15 protein-coding genes and 1 pseudogene are annotated in these 15,435 nt (G+C 59.8%); 9 read left to right on the top strand and 7 right to left on the bottom strand.

Annotation, left to right across the window (positions count from 1 at the left end):
* Positions 1–9 precede the first annotated feature (9 nt).
* Both BMZ42_RS15870 and BMZ42_RS15865 read left to right on the top strand, forming a co-directional pair.
* Positions 10–792, top strand: a complete 783-nt coding sequence (locus tag BMZ42_RS15870; RefSeq protein WP_091524432.1) for a MetQ/NlpA family ABC transporter substrate-binding protein — start codon at positions 10–12, stop codon at positions 790–792.
* A gap of 161 nt (positions 793–953) precedes the next feature.
* Positions 954–1,883, top strand: coding sequence for a DMT family transporter (locus tag BMZ42_RS15865; protein ID WP_091524430.1), 930 nt, complete (start codon positions 954–956; stop codon positions 1,881–1,883).
* A gap of 103 nt (positions 1,884–1,986) precedes the next feature.
* Here the strand turns inward: BMZ42_RS15865 and BMZ42_RS15860 are convergent, their stop codons facing one another.
* Positions 1,987–2,868 (bottom strand): MBL fold metallo-hydrolase, encoded by an 882-nt coding sequence (locus BMZ42_RS15860; RefSeq protein WP_210185235.1) that lies wholly within the window; start codon positions 2,866–2,868, stop codon positions 1,987–1,989.
* Positions 2,869–3,201: 333 nt separating this feature from the next.
* Here BMZ42_RS15860 and BMZ42_RS15855 point away from each other — a divergent pair, with 333 nt between their 5' ends.
* The 4 genes from BMZ42_RS15855 to lpdA all read left to right on the top strand — a co-directional run bounded on the left by BMZ42_RS15855 (position 3,202) and on the right by lpdA (position 8,184).
* Positions 3,202–4,434, top strand: a complete 1,233-nt coding sequence (locus BMZ42_RS15855) for a 3-methyl-2-oxobutanoate dehydrogenase (2-methylpropanoyl-transferring) subunit alpha (protein WP_091524424.1) — start codon at positions 3,202–3,204, stop codon at positions 4,432–4,434.
* Positions 4,435–4,436: 2 nt separating this feature from the next.
* Positions 4,437–5,450, top strand: coding sequence for an alpha-ketoacid dehydrogenase subunit beta (locus BMZ42_RS15850; protein ID WP_091524422.1), 1,014 nt, complete (start codon positions 4,437–4,439; stop codon positions 5,448–5,450).
* A complete protein-coding gene (locus BMZ42_RS15845; RefSeq protein WP_091524420.1) occupies positions 5,451–6,722 on the top strand; it encodes a dihydrolipoamide acetyltransferase family protein in 1,272 nt (423 codons plus the stop codon). It begins immediately after the preceding gene.
* Between the two features lie 64 nt (positions 6,723–6,786).
* Positions 6,787–8,184, top strand: a complete 1,398-nt coding sequence (gene lpdA / locus BMZ42_RS15840; RefSeq protein WP_091524418.1) for a dihydrolipoyl dehydrogenase — start codon at positions 6,787–6,789, stop codon at positions 8,182–8,184.
* Here the strand turns inward: lpdA and BMZ42_RS15835 are convergent, their stop codons facing one another.
* The gene (locus tag BMZ42_RS15835; protein ID WP_091524415.1) at positions 8,185–9,381 is read right to left on the bottom strand and encodes a Gfo/Idh/MocA family protein; all 1,197 of its coding nucleotides are present in this window, start codon (positions 9,379–9,381) and stop codon (positions 8,185–8,187) included.
* A gap of 198 nt (positions 9,382–9,579) precedes the next feature.
* On the opposite strand from BMZ42_RS15835, the gene BMZ42_RS15830 reads away from it, so the two are divergent.
* From BMZ42_RS15830 to BMZ42_RS15820, 3 genes are all read left to right on the top strand, one after another.
* Positions 9,580–10,437: a WecB/TagA/CpsF family glycosyltransferase gene (locus BMZ42_RS15830; protein ID WP_244523294.1), complete on the top strand. Its 858-nt coding sequence runs from the start codon at positions 9,580–9,582 to the stop codon at positions 10,435–10,437.
* Positions 10,438–10,889: 452 nt separating this feature from the next.
* Positions 10,890–11,591 (top strand): helix-turn-helix domain-containing protein, encoded by a 702-nt coding sequence (locus tag BMZ42_RS15825; RefSeq protein WP_091524411.1) that lies wholly within the window; start codon positions 10,890–10,892, stop codon positions 11,589–11,591.
* Entirely contained in the window at positions 11,591–12,352 is a 762-nt protein-coding gene (locus BMZ42_RS15820) for a helix-turn-helix transcriptional regulator (protein ID WP_091524409.1), read from the top strand. The genes BMZ42_RS15825 and BMZ42_RS15820 overlap by 1 nt, the downstream gene beginning before the upstream one ends.
* Here BMZ42_RS15820 and BMZ42_RS15815 read toward each other — a convergent pair.
* From BMZ42_RS15815 to BMZ42_RS15795, 5 genes and pseudogenes are all read right to left on the bottom strand, one after another.
* A complete protein-coding gene (locus BMZ42_RS15815) occupies positions 12,300–12,794 on the bottom strand; it encodes a hypothetical protein (RefSeq protein ID WP_244523293.1) in 495 nt (164 codons plus the stop codon). The two genes, BMZ42_RS15820 and BMZ42_RS15815, sit on opposite strands and share 53 nt — an antisense overlap.
* The gene (gene flhB, locus BMZ42_RS15810; RefSeq protein WP_091524406.1) at positions 12,794–13,882 is read right to left on the bottom strand and encodes a flagellar biosynthesis protein FlhB; all 1,089 of its coding nucleotides are present in this window, start codon (positions 13,880–13,882) and stop codon (positions 12,794–12,796) included. Before flhB ends, BMZ42_RS15815 begins: the two co-directional genes overlap by 1 nt.
* An 89-nt stretch (positions 13,883–13,971) precedes the next feature.
* Positions 13,972–14,982 (bottom strand): flagellar motor switch protein FliG, encoded by a 1,011-nt coding sequence (locus BMZ42_RS15805; RefSeq protein ID WP_091524404.1) that lies wholly within the window; start codon positions 14,980–14,982, stop codon positions 13,972–13,974.
* Between the two features lie 43 nt (positions 14,983–15,025).
* Positions 15,026–15,163 (bottom strand): annotated as a pseudogene (locus BMZ42_RS15800) (FliM/FliN family flagellar motor switch protein); the annotation flags it as partial.
* Between the two features lie 74 nt (positions 15,164–15,237).
* On the bottom strand, positions 15,238–15,435 hold a 198-nt coding region (locus tag BMZ42_RS15795; protein ID WP_175556752.1), incomplete at its 5' end, for an integrase core domain-containing protein.

Genomic DNA, 15,435 nt, shown 5'->3' with positions numbered 1-15,435 from the left:
GTCGTTATCATGTTTTCAAAAATCGCTCTTGCCGCAGGCGTGGCGCTCAGCCTCCTGTCTGGCACCGTTTTCGCAGAGACGCTCAAGGTCGGCGTCACGCCCGGACCGCACGCCCAGATCATGGAGAAGGTCAAGGAACTGGCAGCCAAGGACGGTCTTGAGATCGAAATTCTCGAATTCTCCGACTATGTCGTCCCCAACCAGGCACTGAGCGACGGTGAGTTGCAGCTCAACTCTTTCCAGCACAAGCCGTACCTCGACAACCAGATTGCTGATCGGGGCTTCGACATCATCGACGTGGCCTATTCGGTCAACTTCCCCATGGCCGTTTACTCCAAGAAGCACGAAAGCTTCGACGCACTGCCGGACGGTGCCACCATCGCGATCCCGAACGATCCGACAAACGGTGGCCGCGCCCTCTTGGTGCTGGCTGACAAGGGCGTCATCAAGCTGAACGACGAGAAGGGCCTGAAGGTCGGTCCAGCCGACGTCACGGAAAACCCGAAGAATTTCCAGTTTGTTGAACTGGACGCGGCTCAGCTGCCGCGCTCGCTCGACGACACCGATGCTTCGGCGATCAACACCAACTACGCCATCGACGCCGGCCTGAACCCGATCGAGGACTCGATCCTTCGTGAAAGCGAAAAGGCGCCTTACGCAAACGTCATTGCCGTGCGGACGGCCGACAAGGACGCCGAGTGGCTGAAGCAGTTCCTGTCGATCTACCATACGGACGAAGTCCGCCAGTTCGTGCTCGATACGTTCAAGGGCACGGTGATCCCCGCCTGGTAATCAGCTTCAAAGCTCAACGGTGAAGGGTCGGTGCGTGCACCGACCCTTTGTCATTTCACAAGGGAGCGATGCGCAAAACGAGCTTGCGCAACCGTCACGAATAGGGTTCGACCACTAGATGATAGTGGTGCGCTGAAGCTAGCGCCCAAAGGAAAGTTCATATGTCGCTTCGATCGCTCGCGGCCCGCTTAAGCGCCACCAGCTCCAGTGCGCAACTGGGCATTCTCGTCATGCTGTTGGGCAACCTGCTGTTCGGCATCAACGACGTGATGGGCAAATGGATGGTGGCGACCTATTCGGTCGGTCAGGTTCTGCTGATCCGCAGTATCGTTGCGCTGGCCGTGCTGGCGCCGTTTCTCTGGAAGACCGGCCTGCGGCCACTGGTATTGCTGGAGCGTCCCGGCCTTCAGATCCTGCGTGTCATCATTGCGACGGTCGAGGTCAGCACCTTCTATTTCGCGGTCGTGACACTGCCGCTCGCAGACGTCATTACGTACTGGCTGGCCGCGCCGATTTACGTGGCTGCCTTGTCTCCGTTTGTGCTGGGGGAAAAAGTCGGCTGGCGTCGCTGGACTGCAATCTGCGTTGGATTTGCGGGCGTGATCGTAGCGCTGGAGCCCTCGAAGGCCGCATTGACCGCGCCAGCGCTCATCTCCATCCTTGGTTCATTCTGCTTTGCTCTGATGATGCTCATCAGCCGAGCGCTGCGCAGCACGCCCGACACCACTTTCGCCTTCTGGCAGTTGATTGGTTGTGTCGTGTTCGGGCTTGCAACGATCCCATTCGGCTGGGTCACGCCAAGCACCGCAGACTTCATCCTTCTCGCCTTGCTCGGTGTCATCTCGATGCTAGGCCACATGTGCATCAATCGCTCGCTCAAGCTTGCGGACGCTGCAACTGTGACACCCTACCAGTACACCTTGCTGTTCTGGGGCGTTGTTTTCGGGTGGATGGTATTTGGCGACGTGCCGCGTCCATCGATGCTGCTTGGAGCGGCAATCATCGTTGCGTCGGGCCTCTTCATCTTCCTGCGCGAACAGCAGCTGAAGCGACGCGCTCAACAGCACGCCGCTTCGCAAGGCAATCGCTAGCGCATGTCTCCCGAAAATGAAAACCGGTTTCGGGAGACATGCAGCACGACAAACACGTAAAGCGCGTTAAGCGGATCCGATAGAACCCAACACGCCCTAGGCTCTAGCCCCAAACCGCGCCCGACAGCGCGCCAAGCGGGATTTTCAGATAGGCAGTTCCATTGGCTTCAGGTTCCGGCAATCTCCCGCCACGAATGTTGACCTGCAGAGCATGAAGGATCAGCTTTGGCATCGGCAGGGTTGCGTCACGCGCTTCCCGCACCGCCACGAACTCGGCCTCAGTCGCACACTTGGAGATATGTGAGTTGGTCGCCTTCTGCTCAGCCACGGTCGACTCCCACAAAGGCTCTCGTCCACCAGGCTGATAGTCGTGTCCCGTGAACAATCGCGTCTCATCCGGCAGCGACAATATCTGCTGCATCGAGTTCCACAGCCGCGATGCGCTTCCGCCAGGAAAATCGCAACGCGCGGTGCCACTGTCGGGCATGAACAGCGTGTCATGAATGAACGCCGCATCGCCGATAACATAGCTGATCGAGGCGAGCGTATGTCCGGGCGAAAACAGCACCCGGCCTTTCAGCTCCCCGATATTGAACGCTTCGCCCTCGGTGAAAAGCTTGTCCCACTGCGAGCCATCCGCTGCAAGATCGGGCCAGTTGTAGATCTCTTTCCAGAGCTTCTGGACTTCGACAACCTGAGCGCCGATCGCCGTTGGAGCGCCCGTTTTCGATTTGAGATACTGAGCGGCTGAAAAATGATCTGCATGCGGGTGCGTGTCGAGAATCCACTCGATGCTCAGCCCGTTTTCAGCAACAAATGCCAGCAACCGGTCTGCGTTCTCAGTCTTCACCGACCCGGACTTTTCATCGTAGTCCAGCACCGGATCGATAAGCGCGCACTTCTTGGTGGCCGGGTCTGCAACCACGTACTGGATTGAAAATGTCCGAGGATCGTAAAACCCTGTGACGTCCGGTTTTCCGGTCATGGTCATTGCTGAATCTCCTTCCGGCATTGCTCCATTCCCGTCCTTAACGACTTTCGGAGCATGAAATCGTCCCCTGACCGGCGAAATCCAAAAATATTTTCTTGCCAGCATGCAGATAGCGCCAACTTCATTGCAGCATGATCCGTGCGCCACAACCTCGCCAGACGAAACTTTCGAGATCGTCGATGGCAGCTTGCAGCAACGAACGTTATTGGCTCTGTTTGTGTTACATCCTCACAGGTTAAGCAGCATCAATCACCTCCCCAAGGTCCAGTAGACAGAGCCCGTTTCTTGGACTTAGCTGGCAATATTCGACCAGGTGAGGAGACCGATATGGCCGAACAACCAACGCTCAGCCTTCATGTTCCGGAACCTGAAGTCCGTCCGGGCGACACGCCGGACTTCTCGAATGTCCCGATCCCCCGTGCTGGCTCCGTCGAGCGTCCAGCCGTGGATGTCGATCCGCGCGAAATCCGCGATCTCGCCTATTCGATCATCCGGGTGCTGAACCGCAACGGCGAGGCAGTCGGCCCCTGGGCTGGCACGCTGACCGACGAGGAATTGCTGGAGGGGCTGCGCCACATGATGACGCTGCGCACCTTCGATGCGCGCATGCAGATGGCGCAGCGGCAGGGCAAGACCTCGTTCTACATGCAGCATATGGGCGAAGAAGCCGTCTCCTGCGCATTCCGTAAAGCGCTCGAGCCCGGCGACATGAACTTCCCGACCTACCGGCAAGCCGGTCTGCTGATCGCCAGCGGCTATCCGATGGTCGACATGATGAACCAGATCTATTCCAACGAAGCCGACCCGCTCAAAGGCCGCCAGTTGCCGATCATGTATTCGGCAAAAGACCATGGCTTCTTCTCGCTGTCCGGCAATCTTGGCACCCAGTACATTCAGGCCGTTGGCTGGGCCATGGCATCCGCCATCAAGAACGACAGCAAGATCGCCGCGGGATGGATCGGTGATGGCTCCACCGCCGAAAGCGATTTTCACGCGGCCCTGGTGTTCGCCTCAACCTATCGCGCACCGGTCGTGCTCAACATCGTCAACAACCAGTGGGCGATCTCGACCTTCCAGGGCATTGCCCGTGGTGGATCGGGAACCTTCGCCGCACGCGGTCTGGGGTTCGGCATTCCCGCACTGCGCGTTGACGGCAATGACTATCTCGCGGTGCATGCCGTCGCCAAATGGGCCACCGAACGCGCCCGACGCAATCTCGGCCCGACCTTGATCGAACACGTCACCTACCGCGTCGGCGCACATTCGACATCTGACGATCCTTCCGCCTATCGCCCCAAGACCGAATCCGACGCATGGCCGCTCGGCGATCCGGTCATCCGGCTGAAAAACCACCTGATCCTGCGCGGCGTATGGTCGGACGACCGCCACAAGCAGGCCGAAGCCGAGGTGCTCGACACGGTGATTGCCGCGCAAAAGGAAGCAGAGAACAACGGCACGCTCCATTCCGGCGGCAAGCCGTCGACGCGGGAGATGTTCGAAGGTGTCTACGAGACGATGCCGCCACATCTGCGCCGCCAGCGCCAGGAAGCAGGAGTCTGACCATGGCACGAATGACCATGATCGAGGCAATCCGGTCTGCCATGGATGTCTCCATGAGGCGGGATGAAAATGTCGTCGTTTTCGGCGAAGACGTCGGCTATTTCGGCGGCGTCTTCCGTTGCACCGCCGGATTGCAACAGAAATACGGACGCAATCGCTGCTTCGATACGCCGATCAATGAATCGGCCATCGTCGGCTCCGCCATCGGTATGGCCGCCTACGGGTTGCGCCCTTGCGTCGAGGTTCAGTTCGCCGACTACGTCTATCCGGCCTACGACCAGATCGTCTCCGAAGCTGCCCGGCTGCGCTATCGCTCCAACGGCCAGTTCACCTGCCCGATTGTCATTCGCATGCCGACCGGCGGCGGCATTTTCGGCGGCCAGACCCACAGCCAGAGCCCGGAAGCCTTGTTCACCCACGTGGCAGGGCTCAAGGTCGTCGTCCCGTCCAATCCCTATGACGCCAAGGGCCTGCTGATCGCATCGATCGAAGACCCGGACCCGGTGATCTTCCTCGAACCGAAACGGCTCTATAATGGCCCGTTCGATGGCCACTACGAGCGGCCGGTGACGCCATGGTCGAAGCATGAACTCGCCGATGTTCCCGATGGTCATTACACGGTGCCGCTCGGCAAGGCCGAAATCCGCCGCGAAGGCTCGGCTGTCACCGTGCTTGCCTACGGGACCATGGTGCATGTCGCGCTCGCATCCGCCGAAGACACCGGCATCGATGCGGAAGTCATCGATCTGCGCACGCTTCTGCCGCTCGATCTCGACACCATCGTTGCATCGGTGAAGAAAACCGGCCGTTGCGTCGTGGTCCACGAGGCGACCCTCACCTCCGGGTTCGGCGCAGAGCTGGCAGCGCTGGTGCAGAAACACTGCTTCTACCATCTTGAAGCCCCGATCGTGCGGGTGACCGGGTGGGACACGCCCTACCCGCACGCGCAGGAATGGGACTATTTTCCCGGCCCCAAACGAGTCGGCGAAGCTCTTGTCGAAGTGATGGAGGCGTAGATGGCCGAGCATGTCATCAAGATGCCGGATGTCGGCGAAGGCGTAGCTGAAGCCGAACTCGTGGAATGGAACGTCAAGGTTGGCGATCTCGTGCGTGAGGACACGGTGCTTGCCGCCGTCATGACCGACAAGGCTACCGTGGAAATCCCCTCGCCGGTCGAAGGCAAGGTGTCGTGGCTTGGCGGCGAGATCGGCGAAATTATCGCCGTCGGATCAGTGATCCTGAAAATCGAGGTGGCCGGCGATGCAGGCGCCACCAAGGATGTAGCGGACGCGGAAACCGTTGAGCCCACCCCGGTGGAAAAGATCGAAACACCGCCAGAGCCAGCAAAGGCACCAGCCCCGGCGCCCAAAAAACCTGCACCCCCGGGCCCGTACCTTGGTGGCGGCGCGCCGCGCCCTGCCGGTGAGAAGCCGCTGGCGTCGCCCGCCGTCCGGCTGCGCGCAAAAGAGGCTGGCGTCGATCTGCGTCAGGTCTCAGGCACCGGCCCCGCCCATCGCATCACCCATGACGATCTCGACCAGTTCATCGCGCGCGGCACGCAGCCGGTCGCAGCAGGATTGCGGCCCGACATGACGGTCGAGGAAATCAAAATCGTCGGCATGCGGCGCAAGATCGCCGAGAAGATGGCGCTGGCAAAGTCGCGCATTCCGCACATCACCTATATAGAAGAGGTCAACGTCACCGCGCTCGAGGAATTGCGCGCCAAGCTCAATGCCGAAAAACGCGCCGACCGACCGAAACTGACCCTGCTGCCATTCCTGATGCGGGCCATGGTCAAGGCGATTGCCGAGCAACCGCAGATCAATGCGCTTTTCGACGACGATGCCGGCGTCATCCATCGCCATGGCGGCGTTCACATCGGCATTGCAGCCCAGACATCAGCCGGCCTCGTCGTGCCGGTTGTACGCCATGCCGAAGCGCGCGACCTCTGGGCTTGCGGCGTCGAAGTGAGCCGGCTGGCTGAAGCCGCCAAGGCCGGCACGGCGACGCGCGAGGAACTCTCCGGCTCCACCATCACCATCACCTCGCTGGGCGCGATGGGTGGCGTGGCAACCACACCGGTGATCAACTACCCCGAAGTCGCGATCATCGGCGTCAACAAGATGATGATCCGCCCGGTCTGGGACGGAACGCAGTTCATCCCGGCAAAAATGATGAACTTGTCATCGTCGTTCGACCATCGCGTCATCGACGGCTGGGACGCCGCAGTTTTCATCCAGCGCATCAAGACGCTGCTGGAAACCCCCGCGCTGATATTCGTGGACTAGCCATGAACCCGAAAAGCGATGCCCGATCTTCAGTCACGAACATGGCTCAGGAAAGAGACGACCAATGAAAGAAATTTCCTGCAAGCTTCTCGTCATCGGCGCCGGTCCCGGCGGCTATGTCTGCGCCATCCGCGCCGGGCAACTGGGCGTCGACACAGTCATCGTCGAAGCCGCCAAGCCCGGCGGCACCTGCCTCAATGTCGGTTGCATCCCGTCCAAGGCGCTCATCCACGCTGCGGATGAATACGCCAAAATTGTTGAAATGGCTGCTGGCCACGATCCGCTCGGCATCTCGCTTAGCAGCCCTGCCGTCGATCTCAAGAAGACCATGGCGTGGAAAGACGGCATCGTCGGCCGCCTCAATACCGGCGTCGCTGGGCTGTTGAAGAAAGCCAAGGTGAAGTCGATTCAGGGCTGGGCCAAATTTCGCGACGGCCAGACGGTCGAGGTCGAAACCGAAACCGGTACGCAGATCATCCGCGCCGACACCATCGTCATCGCCACCGGCTCGTTGCCGGTCGAACTGCCGTTCCTGCCCTTTGGCGGCAAGGTAATTTCGTCGACCGGCGCGCTGGCGCTGAAGACAGTGCCGGACACGCTGGCTGTCGTCGGCGGCGGCTATATCGGCCTCGAACTCGGCACCGCCTTCGCCAAGCTCGGCACCACGGTGACAATTATCGAAGCGCAGCCGCATATCCTGCCGCTCTACGACTCCGACCTGACCAAGCCGGTTGCCAAGAGGTTGGAGGCGCTCGGCGTCACCGTGCTTACCGGAGCCAAGGCAAAAGGCCTGTCAACCAACGGCGACGCGTTGCTGGTCCAGACTGCCGACGGCACCGAGCAGAAAATCGCCGCCGACCATGTGCTGGTCACGGTTGGGCGCAAGCCAGCGACCGAAGGCTGGGGCCTCGAAGAGATCGACCTCGACCGGTTCGGCGCCTTCATTCGCGTTGACGACCAGTGCCGCACCTCGATGCGCGGCATCTACGCCATCGGCGACGTCACCGGCGAGCCGATGCTGGCGCACCGCGCCATGGCGCAGGGCGAAATGGTCGCCGAGCTGGTGGCCGGCAACCGCCGCAGCTGGGACAAGCGCGTCATTCCCGCCGTCTGCTTCACCGATCCGGAACTAGTAAGCGTCGGTCTGTCACCGGACGAAGCCGCGAATACCGGCGCGGAGCTCAAGATCGGCCAGTTTCCGTTCTCCGCCAATGCGCGCGCCATGACGCTGCAAGGCGAAACCGGCTTCGTGCGGGTCGTCGCGCGCGCCGACAACCACCTTGTGCTGGGCATTCAGGCGGTCGGCTCCGGCGTCTCCGAACTTTCAGCCGCCTTCGCGCTTGCCATCGAGATGAGCGCGCGGCTGGAAGACATCGCCGGCACCGTCCACGCCCACCCGACCCAGAGCGAAGGGTTTCAGGAAGCTGCGCTCAAGACACTCGGCCACGCGCTGCATATCTGATCACAGGTCTAACGCCGTCCAGGCTGCGTTCTCGCTCGAAGATTTGACGCAGGCTTCGACAAACGCGACACCTTCGACGCCATCGTCGACGCTCGGGTACACCACCTCCGGCGGCACCACACCGCCGGGTGTCCTCAGCGCGCGGAACGCCCGCGCCGCTTCGGCGTAGATCGTGGCAAAACCTTCCAGATAGCCCTCCGGGTGTCCCGACGGGATACGGGTCACCCGCCCGGCAGCCGCGCCGGCCCCTGGCCCGCCGCGCGAGATCAGGCGCTTTTCCTGCCCGAACGGCGTGTACCAGAGCTGGTTGGGGTGCTCCTGCGCCCACTCCAACCCACCCTTGGTGCCGTAGATCCGCAGCGTCAGCCCGTTCTCGTTGCCGGGCGCGACCTGGCTCGCCCACAACATGCCGCGCGCCGCCGGTGCATCCCCCACCGGCTTGAAACGCAGCATGATATGCGCGTTATCATCAAGCACGCGCCCATCAACGAACGCACTCAGATCAGCTGACAGAACGTCAAGCTCAAGCCCCGTGACGAACCGCGCCAGATTATAGGCGTGAGTGCCGATATCGCCGGTCGCCCCACCTGCCCCGGATTGTTTCGGATCGGTACGCCAGGCAGCCTGCTTCGATTCCACCGCCTCGGTCATCCAGTCCTGTGCGTACTGCGCCTGTACGACCCGCAAATCGCCGAGCATGCCGTCGGCAATCATCTCCCTCGCCTGGCGCACCATCGGGTAGCCGGTGTAGTTGTGGGTCAGCACAAACAGCTTGCCGCTGCTGTGCGCCTGCGCCGCCAGCTTCTTGGCGTCCTCCAGGCGCGACGTCAGCGGCTTGTCACAGATGACATGGATTCCCGCATCGAGAAACGCCTTCGCAGCGGGGTAATGCATGTGATTGGGCGTGACGATGGCAACGGCTTCGATGCCGTCCGCTCGCGCAGCTTCAGCCTTAGCCATTTCTGCATATGAAGTGTACGACCGCTCGGGATCGAGGCCGAGTTCAGCTCCAGACAATTTTGCCCGCGTCGGATCCGACGACAACGCCCCGGCCACAAGCTGAAATTCACCGTCTAGCCGCGCAGCCATCCGGTGGACGCCACCAATGAATGCACCCTGCCCGCCGCCCACCATGCCCAAACGGATCGGTCCGCGCTCAACAAAATTGCCTGAATTTACCACGGCGAACTCCTCCATCGCTGTTGCGCTGAATCAACAAGAACTCTATTGGCAGTTCAAGCGCTGTTTCACCGCAGTGGGCACCTTGGCATTTTACCTTTCATCAACCACACGCGCTCTCTGTTTACTTTAGAGTGACAGTGGTGTGTTTAAATGCTCGTGTCTTGCACCCATCTGCGGCAGTGCAATCGACGACGGGGGGCATCCAATTTGTCCGTGAACGAAACGACACGCGAAACCAAAGATCAGGCCAACAGCGAACCGCGCACAGAACGCCGCAAGACAGTGCGCGTAGTGCGCAACAAGGCAACACGCGACATCGTTCCGACACTCAAGATCGGCGGAATGGAGACGGCGATCCTCGACCGCGAGCAAACGGTCACGCTGATGGCGGATGCCATCGCAGGCCGTCTGCCGGAATTGCAATATCCCCTGTTCATGACGTCCAACAATGGCCAGGTCGTCTCGGACTATGCCAAGAGCGGCAATGTTCGCAGCATGTTCGACCAGGCAGACGTCATCAGCGCTGACGGTCAACCTATGGTGGCAGTCTCACGTCTTCTGTCGCCAACGCCACTTCCCGAACGCGTCGCGACAACAGACCTGTTCGACGATGCGAGCCAGATGCTGCCGGAAGGCACGAGCTATTTCATGTTCGGCGCGACCGCCGAGGAAATCGAGAAAGCCGCAGCCGTTGTACGCCAGCGTTACCCACGCATCCGCTTGCTTGGCTATTCGCACGGCTATCTCGACAAGCAAGGGCAGGAAGCGCTGCTCCAGCGGCTCAATGAACTGAAGCCGGATGTGTTGTGGATCGGTCTGGGTGCGCCGCGCGAGCAGGAATTCATTATCGCCAACATCGATCGCCTGAAGAACGTCAAGGTGGTCAAGACGTCCGGCGGGCTGTTCAACTTCGTGTCAGGGAAAAACAAGCGTGCACCGCAATGGATGCAAGATCTCGGCCTTGAGTGGCTCTACAGGACGTTCCTGGAGCCGCGTCGACTGATCATGCGGTACTTGGTGACCAACCCCCACAGCCTCTATCTCATGCTCACGCGCACAAAGCGGAATTGACACCCGCGGCACATTGGCTGTCGCTCACGTGCCCTCATGCGGCATCGTAAGCCGCTGTCATCCGTTGCGGCCCTTTCGTCGCCCCTCATGAAATGAGGTGTGTCACTTTTTGTGTAGCAGCGTTAACCGAATCTTGACGCGAATCAATCGGATACCTATCAATCGTTCTTGGCGGATCTGAGTGGCGCGCCGTGATTCGAAAGCATCCCGAGCCGGGATCGATGTAGAATACGGCTGTTATTCAATGGGTGTAACTGCGTTGCAGTAAGCGGCGTCCTGGGGCGTATATAGGACAGCTGTCAACTTCCTGGAGTATTTCGTCTGTACTTTGCGTGAGCTTGCAACGCTGCGTTCACTTCGTGGCGGGGCGCGTGGATTCATGTGCCTTCATGGCCTTCAGGTCATGAAAAGCAAAAATAGGATCCGTCCCAACACGGATCGGTTTGAGAACGATGCTTGCTATCCAAACCACACTGGCCGCGCCGCTGCATGCCGAACGCTCGGTGACGTCTCGTGCCCAACTAGCTCGTTTTCTACGAGGCATCTGCCTTGATATTGGTGCAGACCATTACATCCTGGTCCAGCCATCGGTCGAACGCGGTCCCAAGTCAGTACGCATCATCTCGTCCAACTGGGTTTTCGATGCTCTTGAAGATTTCGGTTCAGAAGGCATCGCCAATCTCATCGAAAGTGGCAATACGACGGGAGTAGGAGAGCGGCCGCAGGCGCTCACGCCAGAGACCAGCCCATTCCTGTCCACCAGAGAACGTGCCGGGCTTGTCGAGCACGGCCATGTCGAACTTTATTGCCAGAAGCTTTCTGCCTGCGGAACCATGGCCTTCGTTTTGTTTTCGTCCCACATATCGGGACAGATCCAGCCGACAGCCCTCACCCTTGCACACATGAAATGTTGCTATGGTCTGGCCCAGTTTTTCAAGAGCAACGACAATTTCGCCGCCAACGATCCGCTTTCCGAGCGCGAGCGCGAATGTTTGTTGTGGGTGTCAGAAGGCAAGACCACCGATGAGGTCGCGCTGATCCTCGGCGTCTCTGCCAACACGATCAACAGCTATATCGCCAACGCCATACAAAAATTCGGCGCGAACAATCGCGCCATGGCGATCGCCACAGCGATCAGAAGCGGGATTATTTGATGCTGCTCGAAGTTTCGACCCTGACAGAGATTCCCGGCTTCGAAAGCGAACAGGCTGCAGCCCATCAAAGTCCTTGGCTGAACAAACCGGCAAGCTCACTTCTGGCGACCGCGCGCAACTGCCAACAGCTGGCAGTTCATCTGAACGCCGACAGCTTCCATGTGTTTTTTCTTGTCAGTCACGGTGAAACCTGCCGGCTGATACCGGCAACGGATACGGACGCGCCAGGGATCACCCAGATCTCCAAAGACCTCACTTCACGCGGATCAGAAAGTTTCGCGCTGGCAATTGACGAAGCCACACAGCCGCTATGGTGGTCGTCAGACGACCGGATCCGGCCACTGACTGAAGAAGCGCGGCACTGGGCATTCGAAATCTCACCGCCCTCAGGCGCCCCTCACGGCGTTGCCTTTCCGGTCGGCCTGGAACATGGGCGCAGCGGGGCGATTGTCTTTGCCGGCGACGCGATCACGGTCGATGAAAACCGTCTTTGTGAAGCCCATGCGCGCTGCTTCTCGCTGTTTGAGAACGTGGCGCTTCACCGCGCTCCTGACTATGCCAAGCTGCCGTCGCTTTCCAAACGCGAACTCGAGTGCCTCCGGCTGACAGCCGATGGCTTGACGAGCGACGATATTGCCTCGGCACTTGGCCTGTCAGTACATACGGCCAATCAGTATCTCACCAACTCGACGCACAAGCTCAACGCAGTCAACCGCATTCACGCGGTTGCCAAGGCTCTTCGCTGTGGGCTGATTGGCTGATGGCAAGTTTCTCGGGAACATAGCCGCTCTTGCGGATGCGCGCGCGCTCCAGCGCGGCCTCGAGATAGGCGTTGTTTTCCAGCGGATCGACTGACGCGCTGTCGAACGACACGTAGTTGACCTCGACCGAGGCATATTCGGCCGTCATCGTCAGGGCGAAATAGACCGTCACGCCCATCGGACGCAGTTCGAGATCAAGCACGACACGTGGTGGGTTTTCCCACGACACATGCGCCTCCCCTCCGTGCCCCAGCCGCAGCGTGCCGGGCTCGAAATACAGCTCGGAAGCGGATTCGACCAGATCGGCGACACTCGCAAATCGTTCCAGTCGGATATAGGCTATGTAGTCCCCGACATCGACCATGCGCAATTCGCTCACGACATCCGTGATCGCGTTCGCGACCAGAACCTCGCGGGTCGATGAATGTGGCTGGCGGTTCATCACGTCACCTTGCCTGCAGCCGAAGCTGTCTTGGTTTCATAAAGGACGCGGACCAATTCCGCGACCGCCTGATAGAACTGAGGCGGGATCACACTATCCACCGAAACTTGATCGTACATGGAGCGAGCGAGCGCAACGTCTTCAAAAACCGGGATTTCGTGGCTTTCTGCGATTTCCCTGATCTTCAACGCGATCAGATCCTGCCCTTTTGCGACGACAACGGGTGCTGGCGTCACGTCACGCACATAACGCAGGGCAATCGCATAGTGAGTCGGATTGGCAATGACCAACGTCGCCGTTGGAATTTCGTCCATCATGCGTCGGCGCGCACGATCACGAGCCAGCGAGCGCATGCGCGACTTCATGATCGGATCGCCTTCGGCCTGCTTCATCTCGTCCTTCACCTCCTGCTTGGTCATGCGCAGATCCTGCCGCCAGTGATAGCGCGACCAAAGGAAGTCCACTCCGGCGACGATCACCATGAAGGTGGCGATGGAAAGCACGATATCGATCGTCATTTCACGGATGATCGAGAGAAATGCCTCAGGCTGTGTGATCATGCCGGCGAGGAGTTGAACCTCCGCTCCGTGCATCACAGAATAAACGACCAACCCTGCCAGTATCAGCTTGCCTAGCGATTTTGCGAACTCGGCCCAGCCCTTTGCGCCAAAAAGCCGATCCCAGCCTTGCTTGAGCGAGATACGCGACAATTTTGGCTCGACACGATCAAGCACAATACGCGGCGCGTTCTGCAATATGGAAGCGGTAACCCCGGCAGCAATCAACAGCGCAAGCAAGGCTGCCAGCACCTTGCCGATCTCAATCAGCACCTGAGTGTAAAGCTGAACAGCGTCTTGCCGCGTACTGAGCGACCAGCTTTCCGGTCGCTCGATGAACATGGTGAGGAAGCCACCAACATGCACCGCGCCGGGCTGCGCCAGAAAAATCATAAAGACGAGAATCGCCAGGAACGAGGCGAGGACGGGTACGTCCTTCGCAAATGGCAGCTGACCCTTATCGGAAGCGTCACGGATTTTCTTTTCCGTGGCGTCCTCGGTTTTGCTGTCCTTGTCCGAATCGTCAGCCATGCAACAATGCGTCCAAACATCCTGGAGAGTTTACCGCCCTTTTGCGGCCTGAACCTCATGAACGGTGATGCTGGTCAGCGCTTGACGAGCTAGGCCGCGCTTCGCATCGCTGGAAGCTCGATGACGCCACTGCTGGCAAGACTGATCGCTGTGGTCGCAATCCGCTTGCGCGCCTTGGCGACTTCGCCAGGTGTCACGCCTTCACTCTCCACCGACAATTCGGCTTCGATCATGCGGCGCGAACGCGCACCGACCGCCGACAGGACGGCATCCATCAACTCACGCGGCGCGCCGCGAAGCGCGAGCGTGATGATCTCCGTCGACTGGCCATCAAACAACGTGACACGCGCCTTCTGGTCGAGTGCGCCGACGTCGTCGAAGGTGAAGAGGCGTGCCTTCACACCTTCGATACCCTCTGCGCCACTCTGCTCCAGATCCATGACCAACTCGTCGAGGGTGGACTTGTCCAGTTCGTTCAGCAAGCTGGCCACACGGCTCTGTCCCGCAGAGACATCCTTGCCTGCGGCATCGTCCGCCAAGCGCAAGCGCAACTGGTTTTCCACCAGCTGCTTGGCTGCCGGTTGCACCTGCGTCATCGACAACATGCGTTTCAACACTTCGGCGCGCATGGGCTTTTCAAAGGTCAGGAGCGCGTCGGCAGCAGGACGGGAATCGAGATTGGAAAATACCATGGCGATGGTCTGGGGATGCTCGCCCTCAAGCAACTGTCCCAAACGAGCCGGTTCAAGCTCGGCCAGTTCCGGCCAGATCGGGCGCGTCTCGTCGCTCATCAGCGACGGCTTGCCCCAGCCCATCAGGGCGCTGATTTCCTCAGGTGTCAGCGACTCATTGAGGATCGTGTCCATCTGATCGCCAGAGTCCAAAAGGCCCGCGCCCTCGGTGAACTCCTCCTCAAATTCGGCCACGATGTTTTCAAGTTCACTCTGCGGAATCGTACGCAGCATCCGTGCCGCATCGATGAGCGACTTGAGTTCCTCATGCTTGAAGAAATGCAACAGACGACCGGCCGACGGCTTGCCCATCGCAACCAGAACGGCGGCGGCTTTCTGAGCCTTCGTCAGCTTGCCTTCAAGGCTCATTCCCAAAACATCCCCGATTCGCTGTCGTTACAGACTATACGCACTAGCCGGACTTGGCAGCATCAATGATGCGCGTGAGCTTGATTCCAAAACGGGACGGGTCGCTGTCGAGCACCGTGATTTCACCTGCCGCGATCTTGCGACCATTCACGACCACGTCGACCGGCTCGCCAATCCGGCGTGTCCGTCGTCAGATCATTTGGCGCAGTTTGGGTCTTGGATTAGCGGAGTATCGGCCTCGTCTTTGGGTTGATGTTATGCGGCGAGCTTGCGGTGCTGCAAGCGCCGATGCTGGATGGTTTGTCGTTTGATCCTTTCGCGCTGTTTTATGATGGCTGCGGCCCTGCCGAAGTAGGCGTCTGCCGGGGTCACGTTGTCGAGGCTCTCATGATAGCGCCTGTGATTGTAGTGTTCGACGAAGGCGCCGATCTGGGCCTCCAGGTCGCCGGGCAG

This window comes from Aquamicrobium aerolatum DSM 21857 (assembly GCF_900113935.1).
Lineage (GTDB): Bacteria > Pseudomonadota > Alphaproteobacteria > Rhizobiales > Rhizobiaceae > Aerobium > Aerobium aerolatum.
The sequence above is the reverse complement of the archived record's forward strand: the minus strand, read 5'-3'. Positions and strand labels throughout refer to the sequence as shown.

Coding starts and splice junctions, on each gene's coding strand:
- BMZ42_RS15820 (WP_091524409.1), top strand. CDS start 11,591: ATGCTGCTCGAAGTTTCGACCCTGACAGAGATTCCCGGCTTCGAAAGC.
- BMZ42_RS15855 (WP_091524424.1), top strand. CDS start 3,202: ATGGCCGAACAACCAACGCTCAGCCTTCATGTTCCGGAACCTGAAGTC.
- lpdA (WP_091524418.1), top strand. CDS start 6,787: ATGAAAGAAATTTCCTGCAAGCTTCTCGTCATCGGCGCCGGTCCCGGC.
- BMZ42_RS15815 (WP_244523293.1), bottom strand. CDS start 12,794: ATGAACCGCCAGCCACATTCATCGACCCGCGAGGTTCTGGTCGCGAAC.
- flhB (WP_091524406.1), bottom strand. CDS start 13,882: ATGGCTGACGATTCGGACAAGGACAGCAAAACCGAGGACGCCACGGAA.
- BMZ42_RS15850 (WP_091524422.1), top strand. CDS start 4,437: ATGGCACGAATGACCATGATCGAGGCAATCCGGTCTGCCATGGATGTC.
- BMZ42_RS15835 (WP_091524415.1), bottom strand. CDS start 9,381: ATGGAGGAGTTCGCCGTGGTAAATTCAGGCAATTTTGTTGAGCGCGGA.
- BMZ42_RS15860 (WP_210185235.1), bottom strand. CDS start 2,868: ATGACCGGAAAACCGGACGTCACAGGGTTTTACGATCCTCGGACATTT.
- BMZ42_RS15825 (WP_091524411.1), top strand. CDS start 10,890: ATGCTTGCTATCCAAACCACACTGGCCGCGCCGCTGCATGCCGAACGC.
- BMZ42_RS15865 (WP_091524430.1), top strand. CDS start 954: ATGTCGCTTCGATCGCTCGCGGCCCGCTTAAGCGCCACCAGCTCCAGT.
- BMZ42_RS15870 (WP_091524432.1), top strand. CDS start 10: ATGTTTTCAAAAATCGCTCTTGCCGCAGGCGTGGCGCTCAGCCTCCTG.
- BMZ42_RS15845 (WP_091524420.1), top strand. CDS start 5,451: ATGGCCGAGCATGTCATCAAGATGCCGGATGTCGGCGAAGGCGTAGCT.
- BMZ42_RS15805 (WP_091524404.1), bottom strand. CDS start 14,982: ATGAGCCTTGAAGGCAAGCTGACGAAGGCTCAGAAAGCCGCCGCCGTT.